This window comes from Pseudoalteromonas sp. SIMBA_162 (assembly GCF_046535955.1).
GTDB lineage: Bacteria > Pseudomonadota > Gammaproteobacteria > Enterobacterales > Alteromonadaceae > Pseudoalteromonas > Pseudoalteromonas marina.
On sequence record NZ_JAWJBQ010000041.1, the window covers coordinates 1 to 10,354 of the forward strand.

At 39.8% G+C, this 10,354-nt stretch carries 10 protein-coding genes; 4 read left to right on the plus strand and 6 right to left on the minus strand.

Annotated elements, in window-relative coordinates:
- Nucleotides 1–207: 207 nt before the first annotated feature.
- Nucleotides 208–1,011: a 3'(2'),5'-bisphosphate nucleotidase CysQ gene (cysQ, locus tag R0J88_RS18500; RefSeq protein WP_006791377.1), complete on the minus strand. Its 804-nt coding sequence runs from the start codon at nt 1,009–1,011 to the stop codon at nt 208–210.
- Complete coding sequence (gene nudE / locus R0J88_RS18505) at nt 1,004–1,576, minus strand: ADP compounds hydrolase NudE (protein ID WP_410900674.1); 573 nt, start codon at nt 1,574–1,576, stop codon at nt 1,004–1,006. The genes cysQ and nudE overlap by 8 nt, the downstream gene beginning before the upstream one ends.
- 62 nt (nt 1,577–1,638) lie before the next feature.
- Here nudE and yrfG point away from each other — a divergent pair, with 62 nt between their 5' ends.
- Nucleotides 1,639–2,286 carry a GMP/IMP nucleotidase gene (yrfG, locus tag R0J88_RS18510; protein WP_006791379.1) on the plus strand — a complete coding sequence of 216 codons (648 nt, stop codon included), beginning with the start codon at nt 1,639–1,641 and terminating at the stop codon, nt 2,284–2,286.
- Here the strand turns inward: yrfG and R0J88_RS18515 are convergent.
- The 3 genes from R0J88_RS18515 to R0J88_RS18525 form a co-directional block, all read right to left on the minus strand.
- On the minus strand, nt 2,283–2,906 hold the full coding sequence (locus R0J88_RS18515; RefSeq protein ID WP_006791380.1) for a dUTP diphosphatase: 624 nt from the start codon (nt 2,904–2,906) through the stop codon (nt 2,283–2,285). The genes yrfG and R0J88_RS18515 overlap by 4 nt on opposite strands.
- A gap of 83 nt (nt 2,907–2,989) precedes the next feature.
- A complete protein-coding gene (locus R0J88_RS18520; protein ID WP_058429964.1) occupies nt 2,990–3,358 on the minus strand; it encodes a YacL family protein in 369 nt (122 codons plus the stop codon).
- A 115-nt stretch (nt 3,359–3,473) separates the two neighbouring features.
- Nucleotides 3,474–3,698, minus strand: a complete 225-nt coding sequence (locus R0J88_RS18525; protein ID WP_006791382.1) for a hypothetical protein — start codon at nt 3,696–3,698, stop codon at nt 3,474–3,476.
- Between the two features lie 312 nt (nt 3,699–4,010).
- On the opposite strand from R0J88_RS18525, the gene uvrD reads away from it, so the two are divergent.
- From uvrD to R0J88_RS18540, 3 genes are all read left to right on the plus strand, one after another.
- Nucleotides 4,011–6,176 carry a DNA helicase II gene (gene uvrD, locus R0J88_RS18530; RefSeq protein ID WP_410900671.1) on the plus strand — a complete coding sequence of 722 codons (2,166 nt, stop codon included), beginning with the start codon at nt 4,011–4,013 and terminating at the stop codon, nt 6,174–6,176.
- A complete protein-coding gene (locus tag R0J88_RS18535; RefSeq protein ID WP_410900672.1) occupies nt 6,154–8,226 on the plus strand; it encodes a GNAT family N-acetyltransferase in 2,073 nt (690 codons plus the stop codon). The genes uvrD and R0J88_RS18535 overlap by 23 nt, the downstream gene beginning before the upstream one ends.
- Before the next feature lie 100 nt (nt 8,227–8,326).
- Nucleotides 8,327–9,172: a chemotaxis protein gene (locus R0J88_RS18540; RefSeq protein ID WP_410900673.1), complete on the plus strand. Its 846-nt coding sequence runs from the start codon at nt 8,327–8,329 to the stop codon at nt 9,170–9,172.
- 48 nt (nt 9,173–9,220) lie between these two features.
- On the opposite strand, the gene R0J88_RS18545 is transcribed toward R0J88_RS18540, so the two are convergent.
- The gene (locus tag R0J88_RS18545) at nt 9,221–9,877 is read right to left on the minus strand and encodes a nitroreductase family protein (protein ID WP_010557628.1); all 657 of its coding nucleotides are present in this window, start codon (nt 9,875–9,877) and stop codon (nt 9,221–9,223) included.
- Between the last annotated feature and the right edge of the window lie 477 nt (nt 9,878–10,354).

Genomic DNA, 10,354 nt, shown 5'->3' on the forward strand with positions numbered 1-10,354 from the left:
CGGGAGCCGGATTTGAACCGACGACCTTCGGGTTATGAGCCCGACGAGCTACCAGGCTGCTCCATCCCGCGCCTGTAATTTCTTTAAAACATTTTCGTAATATTTACGAGCCTGCCTTGAAGAGAGCGCTACTATATAGGAATAAACTTATAATGCAAGGCTTTAACTACCTAAAACTGTTCAAGTGAACAAAAAGCAATCAAAACTCTATTCTATACTCGCTCTTTGGTGAGGAGTAATCATTTTTTGAAACTCCCAATCAGGGTGGCCCATTACAATAAAGTCTGGGTTTTCAGTGCTCTCACGTTGGTTATAGGTTAAAGGGTTAAACTCTGCATCAGTAATGCAGCCGCCGGCTTCTTCTACAATAACTTGTGAAGCCCCTGTATCCCACTCACCCGTTGGGCCTATTCTTAAAAAGCAGTCCGCTTTACCCTCAGCAACAATACATGCTTTTAACGAGCACGAACCAACTGCAATAGTTGTAAATTGGCTATTTAAGTATTGACTCACCGACTCAATTTTCTGACGGCGACTTACCGCTAGTGTTAAACTTTCAGGCGGAGCTACGTATATTCGTGTGTCGCTCTTTTCTTCACGCTTAAAAGCACCATTTTTAGCACTCGCAAAGTAAGTGATACCTTTTGACGGCCAATGAATTACACCCAACACAGGGTGGTTATTTTCAATAAGCGCAATGTTTACTGCAAAATCACCACTTTCTAAAATAAATTCACCTGTGCCATCCATGGGATCAAGTAACCAATAACGCTGCCAATCTTGCCTATCGGCTAATGCAGGAATAGGTGTTTCTTCCGACATAATAGGAATATCGGGCGCAAGTGCCTTTAAGCCTGCAACAAGCACATCATTTGCAGCTAAATCGGCTTTAGTTACTGGTGTGTGGTCTGACTTTTCTTGTTGGCCAATATCATCTTTTTTGTATATAGCCATAATGGCATCGCCTGCACGTTCGGCTAATTCAATACAAGGTTCTAATAATTTATTCATCGGCAGCTCCAGATGCTAAGTACTTATCTAATAATAGCAAAGCGGCAACACTTCGTGCTTCGGTAAAATCATCTTGCTCTAATAATGACTGCCATTGCGTTAATGGCCACTTAACAACAACTAAAGGCTCAGGCTCGTCGCCTGGAAGTGTTTGCGGATATAATTGCTTAGCAAATAAAATATACATGGTGGCATTAAAATAACTAGGTGCCATGGTCACTGTTTTTAATGGTTTAAAAAAGTCTGCGCCAAAACCTACTTCTTCTTTAAGTTCTCTATTAGCAGCTTGCTCTGGTGTTTCGCCTGGGTCGATCAGTCCTTTAGGAAAGCCTAGCTGGTAGTCATTGGTGCCCGCGCAATACTCACGCACTAGCAGCATTTCGTTATCAGCCGTTATAGGCACAATCATTACAGCGCCTCTGCCACCACCTCGAATACGTTCATACTGACGCTCTTCGTCATTCGAAAATTTTAGCTCTAAAGATTCCACAGTAAATAGGCGACTTTTAGCGACAACATTATTACTTAGGATTTGAGGAGGTGTTGGATGCTTTTTCTGTGTCATTGGCGTTAATTTGCTATCATGGCAGTTGTGCTTAATCATAAACTTTTCACAGGGAAAAGCCCATGCTAAATTGGTCAAAAATCGATACCGTTTTACTTGATATGGACGGAACACTCCTCGATTTACATTATGACAGCCATTTTTGGTTAACTGTTCTTCCACAGCAACACGCCTTAGCGAAAAATATAAGCCTGAGCGAAGCAAAAGAAGATATTTTTAAACGTTACCAAGCTGTAAGCGGCCAAATTGAGTGGTATTGCTTAGATTATTGGGAAGATCAGCTTAAATTACCAATTATGGATTTAAAGCGAGAAACACAGCACCTTATAAAAGTTCGTGACGACGTGCCCTATTTTTTAACGGAGCTAAAAAAAGCAGGAAAAGAGCTTATATTGCTTACCAACGCACATCCAGAAAACGTCATGATGAAATTTGAACACACCGCAATCGATAATTATTTAGATGGTGTAGTGTCGACTCATGAATATGGCGTAAGTAAAGAGCAGCAAAGTTTATGGCACCAAGTACAAAATGATTTAGGATTTAACAAAACACGTACTTTGTTTGTTGATGACAGCATAGCTGTATTAAATGCCGCAAAAGAATACGGCATTGGACACTTACTTGCGGTTGCCAACCCCGACAGTCAGCAACCACACAACGAAATAGCCGATTACTTAAATGTAACCGACTACCGTACTATTATTTAGCTTTTTGGGTAACGTGCCTCAAGGCCTTGATAAACTAACTTTGCAAAGTCTGCATGTTCGGTATCAAGGCTTTTAACTACTTCCACTAAGTGCTCGTTATCTTCTTGCCCGTTCCACACTTTAATGTAGCTACCGTCTTTATAACCATGGTCTTGGCGGAAAAAGTTTAAGGTATTTTTACCAACATAACCACGGTATAAATCGTCAATATCCATGCCCATTTGTGCCATACAACCGGCAAATGCTGATGCATTAAACGCTTTATCTGCAACAGCAGATGCCGCAAGTATTTCTAACGTTTGCTTAAAGTCATCAGCTTGCTGAACTTGGCTCAACTCACTTTCTAATTGCTTTGCTAAGTCTTGATAGCTTGTTTTTCCGTCAATACGTAGCGACAAACCAAAGTGAAAAATATCAACCAATTCTAAAATAACTTGCTCGGTATCGGGTGTTTGTTTTTTCCACCACTTCCAGCCATGATGATCTAGCATTTCGGCACACTCAACCCAAATAGCGCGATACCATTCAAACCCTTGTGTAAACCATTGTTCATGCACTTTTGTATTCATGGCGTTTTGCATTTCTAGCATGACTACTAGCTTATTTAAATTGGCAGACATATCAATTCCTGTCGTTTTTTAGTTGTTTTAATAATACAGAGAAAGCGCTGTTTTTGCATTTGCTATGTCTGTTTTAATTATTTTTATCGATTACTGGTAAACTCAGCCCACGACTCGATTAAATCAACAAAGTCTTCAAAACCACAACCACTGCTTAAGTCGTTCTCTTCAAGCATTAAATCATCATCTTGATAGGCAATTAAGTCTTCGCTGTCTTGGTGCAGAGCATGAGCCTCAAATAAGGCCTCATCTTTAGATAAAATTAAATCTATTTCTTGGCCTTTTAGAGTAACTGGCTCAAAACTCGTTTTGACCGACACAATAAGTGCTTGCACCATAGCGACTTTGTCTTTGCCAATTTCTTCGTTTAACCAACGACCTATTATTGCGTGTTCGCTGCTTATTTTAATTCGTAAACCACTAATAGGGTCACGTATAAATTGATATTCCATAGCTATTACTTATTAAACGTTAATAACGCGATTATACCCGTAAATTAGCTGTAACGCCGACCCTAAAAAACAAAAGAGCGCCATTGGGCGCTATTTTTGTAAAACGTTTAAATACCTAACTTCGCGAGCGGTATCGTGCCGCATCTATTATCGACCATAAATAAATAATAGGTACTAATACAAAACCAACGAGTACGTAAATAAGTGCGTAACTTATAACAATAGCTAGCGCAAAAAATATAGCCGCTAAAATACGCCCTTGTACTAGTTGTCCTAAACCAGGAAAAAATATATTACACAATGCAGCAATCACATTACCGCCAGACCCTTGATCAGCCATACTCACCTCTGTAGTTAATTAATTTTAAATTTTAGTTATCTACTTACTATCACACTTTATGCCAATTTATTAAAGCTTAAAAATCAGTTAGTTAAATTACGACTCATTAATTACTTTGGTATTTTTTACTAAATATAGGTCAATTTGATTATTTTTATTATTAATTTTAGTCACTTATCCACGCCAAAAACTATCCAGCTGATTGGTTTTAGAGGCTATTTTTATAATAGCTGTTCATAAAAACAGTATTTTATTTAGCCTAACAAAAACACCTGTTATACTGCCCTCAATATTGATTAAAAAGGCGTAACGATGGACGTTTCAGAATTACTCGACGGCTTAAATGACAAACAACGCGATGCCGTTGCAGCCCCATTACAAAACATGCTGGTGTTGGCCGGTGCTGGGTCTGGTAAAACACGAGTGTTAGTTCATCGTATCGCGTGGCTTATGCAAGTTGAACAAGCATCAGCTTATAGTATTTTTGCGGTAACTTTTACCAATAAAGCAGCTAAAGAAATGCGTACCCGCGTTGAAGAAACCTTAAAAGCACCGGTTGGCGGGATGTGGATTGGTACTTTCCATGGCTTATCACACCGTATTTTACGCGCTCATCACCGTGAAGCTAACTTACCAGAAGCCTTTCAAATTTTAGATTCTGATGACCAACTTCGTATGATCAAGCGCTTATTAAAATCAATGAATATTGATGATAAAAAGTGGCCTGCAAAACAGTTTGGTTGGTACATAAGCGCTAAAAAAGACGAAGCACTTCGCCCTAAAGATATTCAAGCTTATGATATAAACGAGCAAATGATGCTGCGTGTATATGCCGCCTACCAGGAAGCGTGTGACAGGGCTGGTTTGGTCGATTTTGCTGAAATACTGCTACGCAGCTATGAAGTATTAAAAAATAACCCGACGTTACTTCGCCACTACCAACAGCGCTTTGCGCACATGCTAGTAGACGAGTTTCAAGATACTAATACCATTCAGTACGCATGGTTAAAGTTACTTGCCGGCGATACTAGCAGCATAATGATTGTTGGCGACGATGACCAAAGTATTTACGGCTGGCGCGGCGCTAAAATAGAAAATATAAAACGCTTTTTAACTGACTTTGACGCTGAAACCATTCGCCTTGAACAAAACTACCGTTCAACCGCAACTATTCTTAAAGCATCTAATGCGCTTATAAAAAATAACTCCGAGCGTATGGGGAAAAGCTTATGGACCGACGGCAACGACGGCGAACCTATTTCTATTTATGCCGCATTTAACGAATTAGACGAAGCCCGCTTTGTGAGTAGCAAATTACGTAGCTGGTTAAATGCTGGTAACGCGTTGCAAGACGCCGCTATTTTATACCGTAGTAACGCGCAATCTCGTGTACTCGAGGAAGCCATGCTGCAAGAAGGCTTAAAATATCGCATTTACGGTGGTATGCGATTCTTCGAGCGTCAAGAAATTAAAGATGCGCTATCGTACTTACGCTTAGTAGGTAATCGCCAAGACGACGCCGCATTTGAGCGTGTAATCAATACTCCTGCTCGCGGTATTGGCGATAAAACATTAAGTCATATACGTGATTGTGCACGTGCTGAGTCACTTCCGCTTTGGTACGCAGCTAAAGCTATTGTTGAACAACAGCACTTATCGGGCCGAGCAGCTGGCGCTGTAACAAAGTTTGTAGAACTTGTTGAGCACATGGAAGACAAGATTAGCGATCTTACTTTACAAGAACAAGCTAAATACACAATTCAAACCTCTGGCCTTATGGCTATGTATCAAGCTGAAAAAGGTGAAAAAGGCCGCGCCCGTGTAGAAAACTTAGAAGAACTTATAAGCGCGTGTGATCAATACGAACTCCCTGAAGAAGAAGAGTTTAGCTCACCACTGCAAGGCTTTTTAGCCTATACCTCGCTTGAATCTGGCGAAGGACAAGCCGACGAGCACGAAGATGCCGTGCAGATGATGACTCTGCATTCAGCTAAAGGCTTAGAGTTCCCGCTTGTGTTTATGGTGGGCGTTGAAGAAGGCATGTTCCCTTCGCAGCAAAGTAATGAAGAGTCTGGCCGCTTAGAAGAAGAGCGCCGCCTTTGTTATGTAGGCATGACCCGTGCAATGGATAAACTATACATTAGCCATGCCGAAAGCCGCCGCCTTTATGGACAAGAGAAGTACCATAGTCCTTCACGTTTTTTACGCGAAATCCCCGAAGACTGCGTTGAAGAAATTCGTATTAAAACGCAAGTTTCGCGACCACCGGCAGCTGGTCGCTTTAGTGCATCAGTAAGCCATGCCGCCTTTGAAGACAGCGGCTTTAACTTAGGTCAACGTGTACTGCATGCTAAGTTTGGTATTGGTACGGTACTTAACTATGAAGGTAGCGGTGCACAGTCGCGTGTACAGGTAAACTTTGACGACCTTGGCAGTAAATGGCTAGTAACGGCTTATGCACGATTACAAGCTGTATAAAGCTCACATAAACACGTTAGAAAAAACACTAGTTGGCGCTCATCATCGCCAACTGGTACTTATTACTGGCAGTACTGTTTGGTGCTACGAGCTGTTAGGTGAATTACTTCAAAATAAAAATACATTCGTCGTTTCTAAAAATACCAGACTAAATAACGCGCAGTGGCCTAATTGTACTCATCAAATTTTAGGGCAAGAATATTCTCACGCCGTATACGATGGCTTTAGTGGCTTGCACCCTGATAAATTAGCAGCTATTGCAGGTACAGTAAAAGCAGGCGGTATTTTATATTTACTGCTACCAGAGCTAAGCGAGCTTTCAACTTGGCCAGATCCTGCCTTAAGCACAGTGCAGTCTCACGGGCATAAAGTAAGCTATAGCTTTTTTAATGAACGCATTGCCCGCGTTGTACAATCGTTACCCGCTTATCACTTTAGTGAATTACATGGCTGTACAGGTAATATCAGCAGAGAAAGCTCTGCCAATAAAATAGATTTTGAACCGCAACAGCATTGTGTAGAAAATATAATTAAAGTGGCTCATGGTCGCGCCAATCGCCCTTTACTCATTAATGCCGACAGAGGTCGTGGTAAATCAGCAGCGCTTGGACTTGCTGCCGCCAAGCTTATCGATAAAAAAATACTACTTTGCAGTACACAATTTAAAGCCACTCATAGCAGCTTTAAACATTTAAGTAATGAGTTAAACATACCCTTCGATGGTAAAAGTAAGCAACTTGCTAATTTGCAGTATATTGCTCCAGATTCATTATTAGACTCGTTGCCAGAGTGTGATTTATTACTTGTTGACGAGGCGGCTGCTATTCCTGTTCCTCTGTTATTAAAAATGCTGAAACAGTATCCGCGCATTGTATTTGCAAGTACTTTAGTAGGTTATGAGGGTAATGGTAGAGGCTATACAATTAGGTTTAGTCAGTACATTAAAGCAAAGTATAAAGCCGCTAATATTATCACACTTGATGAACCGTTAAGGTTTGCAAAAGCCGATCCGCTAGAGCGCCATATACGCACTTTGCTCGCACTCGAAGCACAGTACGAAGAAATACAAAGCAATGGCTTAAATAACCTAGTCCACAGTGAAATTACTCAGCAACAACTCACAAATGACGAGCTGTTACTTGAGCAGGTTATTGCATTACTTGCCTTAGCACATTACCAAAGTAGCGTTAACGATTTACGCCAACTACTTGATGCACCCTCACAACGATTGTTCATAACCCAAACACATAATCACTTAGTGGGGGTGTGTTTAGTTACAATAGAAGGCGGGTTACCCCTCGAGCTAACTGAGCAGGTGCTTAAAGGTGAACGCCGCCCACAAGGGCACCTAATGGCACAAACTCTCTCGCAGCTAAGCAGTGATCCCCAGTGCCTTACCCAACTCTCTGCTCGAGTAGTAAGAATTGCTGTTGCCCCTAATCTTCACAGTCAAGGAGTAGGTAAAGCCCTACTGAGTTTTTGCGAATCAAGAGTAAGTAATGAGTGCCATTGGTTTGGTGCTAGTTTTGGCGCTACGGCTGAGCTATTAAAATTTTGGCAAAGCCAAGGGTTTAGCACTATAAAGCTGGGTTATCAAAAAGATAAAAGCACTGGCGAGCATTCAGCACTCGTTGTGAAATGTTTAAACAACAATACGGGTACACTGAAACTATTAAAAGCTGAATTTCAAACCGATATATTTTATGCTTTACTCACACACTTTAAACACCTTGATTGGCAGCTTGTAAATGTACTTATTTCCTCGTTTACAGATAGACCTATCAGTTCAGACATCAAAAAACGTTTAATACGACAACTTAATAATCACTTTTCTCGATTTAGTATTACAGCTACTATTTGGCAAGTTGTAACTCTGGCACCCTCTGTTGTTAATTGTTTAACGCAAAGTGATAAGCAACTATTAATTAGCTTAATTTTGCAAAATGAAAGCGATACAAACGTCATTGAGCAATTAAATATACAAGGCAAAAAAGAGCTTGAAACATGCTTTAAACAAGCAGTGTTAAAACTAGCTAAAGCCATTAAATAACCCACCCCCTTAATACAATGATTAATTACCACAGTTACTTAAGCTATTTGGTAAATTTGTTCTATTCTTAATACATTAATGGGTAAATTAAGATAAAGGCATGGAATTAATAAACTTTAAAGTGGGCTGCAAAACCATTTCACTGAAAATACTTGATATCTTATTAACCGAGCGCTTTGATAATAATCTCACAACACTACCAAACAACAACAAAAGCTTTATTGGTGTTAAAGATTATATGGATATCCCTACGCCAGTTTTCGATTTAGGAATTATCTTAAATAATATATCAACAGAGCAAAGCAACAAACATATTTTAAAACAGCTAAGATCCTGGCAAGACAAACAAACCAAATGGTTTAATACACTCGAAACAAACCTCTTAAATCAATCAGAAAAATTAGTTATTAATGAAACTGAGCTTCAAGACTTTATTGTTTTTTTCCAGGAGTTCAATACAGACAACCCTGATTTAAAACTTACTATGTCACGCTTTAATGAGCCTTTTGAATTATTACTAGAACAAGCTAGACAAGCCGTAACTGCTCACAGGCAAGGTGAACATAAACAGGTAAGCTATTTACTTAGTAAGATAAAACGTAGCAGTCTTGCTCAGTTAGAGAGACTGTTTGAATCAGCACAAGAGCAAATAACTTTGGATTACAAACCAATTATTGTATTCACAACGAAAGACGGTATAAACCCTCATGTGGGGTTGCTGGTCGATAAAGTAGAAGACAGCCTAGATTATAAAAAAGAAGATATAAAACCATTAGATAAGCTAACTGATATAGGCTTTGATATAGATCCACAAACTAAAGGTATGATGCGAGGCTTAATAAAAATGGGAGAAAATCATAGTGTGCTTATCGATCCGAGTTCCATATTTAAGCCGACTGAACTACAGGTAGAAACTGAAAATACGGAAGCGTATGGCTTATTTTAGACACAAAAAAGCCGAGATAGACTCGGCTTTTTAATAAAGTTTTTTATGCTATACAGTTGTTATAATATCTTCTACCGCTAAACGCGCCTTTGGCAAACCATGGTTCCAGTCTTCGTCGGTATTAGGGTAACCCATTGCTAGTGCAACTTCACAAATATGACCGTCAAGTTCAGCATTAAACTTCTCACTAATTAGCTCCGGGTCAACGCCTTCCATTGGAGTCGACGCTATGTTCAATCGCGCTAATGTGTGCAGCACATTACCAAGTGCTAAGTAAACCTGCGCCTTAGTCCAACTACCGTTGTAACCTTTCTCATCTGTGTTCATTTCAGCAAATGCATATGCACCCATAAAGTTATCGCGCATATCTGCTGGTAAATGGCCAGAGCTGACTTCTACATCGACACGCTTAGAAAATTTTTCTTTCGTAAACTTAGGATCATAAGCAAGTAATAATGTATGCGATGCTTCTTTAGCATGATGCTGATTAAACTGGTGTTTGTTAGCAAATGTATCGTGTAAGCGTTGTTTACCTTCTTCACTTTCAACCAGAATAAACTTCCAAGGTTGCGAGTTAATTGAAGAAGCTGACAAGCGAATAGCCTCTTTAATTACTTCAATATCTTCATCAGAAATACGTTTTGATGAATCATATTGCTTAGCAGTATAACGATTGTGTAAATCTTTGATAATTTGATGAGCCATGTTTTTCTCCAAAACTTATACTAAGTAAATATTTTATGAAGTTAGTTTAATTGGAAAGGATCATTTTGATAATAGTGAATACAGTTAAAAGACTATATAGAAAATATTGATAATTAAAATAGCCTAGGCGACCATTCAATTATTATGTAAGCATGTACTAAAAGTTCGGTATAGTTTGGCCATTTACTAAACCCCAGATAGCAAAAAACCCGTCACATCGCTGTAACGGGTTTCTCTTATTTGAAGCCTGGTAATGTCATGGTGCCCGCAGCGGTAGAGAGTCACATAGCAAATGGGATGCTACGTTGTGCTTGTCTGCCTTGTGCGGGGCTGGCTTTCGCGCTGTTTTGCTTGACTACTGAGTTCGGCATGGGCTCTTGGCTTTTAATAAGTCGCAGATAGCAAAAAACCCGTCACATTGCTGTAACGGGTTTCTCTTATTTGAAGCCTGGTAATGTCCTACTTTCACATAGCAAA

What these genes read in the sequence shown, in the direction of transcription:
- R0J88_RS18515 (WP_006791380.1), bottom strand. Translation starts at nt 2,906, where the DNA reads ATGTCTGCCAATTTAAATAAGCTAGTAGTCATGCTAGAAATGCAAAAC.
- R0J88_RS18545 (WP_010557628.1), bottom strand. Translation starts at nt 9,877, where the DNA reads ATGGCTCATCAAATTATCAAAGATTTACACAATCGTTATACTGCTAAG.
- R0J88_RS18540 (WP_410900673.1), top strand. Translation starts at nt 8,327, where the DNA reads ATGGAATTAATAAACTTTAAAGTGGGCTGCAAAACCATTTCACTGAAA.
- R0J88_RS18525 (WP_006791382.1), bottom strand. Translation starts at nt 3,698, where the DNA reads ATGGCTGATCAAGGGTCTGGCGGTAATGTGATTGCTGCATTGTGTAAT.
- R0J88_RS18535 (WP_410900672.1), top strand. Translation starts at nt 6,154, where the DNA reads ATGCACGATTACAAGCTGTATAAAGCTCACATAAACACGTTAGAAAAA.
- uvrD (WP_410900671.1), top strand. Translation starts at nt 4,011, where the DNA reads ATGGACGTTTCAGAATTACTCGACGGCTTAAATGACAAACAACGCGAT.
- yrfG (WP_006791379.1), top strand. Translation starts at nt 1,639, where the DNA reads ATGCTAAATTGGTCAAAAATCGATACCGTTTTACTTGATATGGACGGA.
- nudE (WP_410900674.1), bottom strand. Translation starts at nt 1,576, where the DNA reads ATGACACAGAAAAAGCATCCAACACCTCCTCAAATCCTAAGTAATAAT.
- cysQ (WP_006791377.1), bottom strand. Translation starts at nt 1,011, where the DNA reads ATGAATAAATTATTAGAACCTTGTATTGAATTAGCCGAACGTGCAGGC.
- R0J88_RS18520 (WP_058429964.1), bottom strand. Translation starts at nt 3,358, where the DNA reads ATGGAATATCAATTTATACGTGACCCTATTAGTGGTTTACGAATTAAA.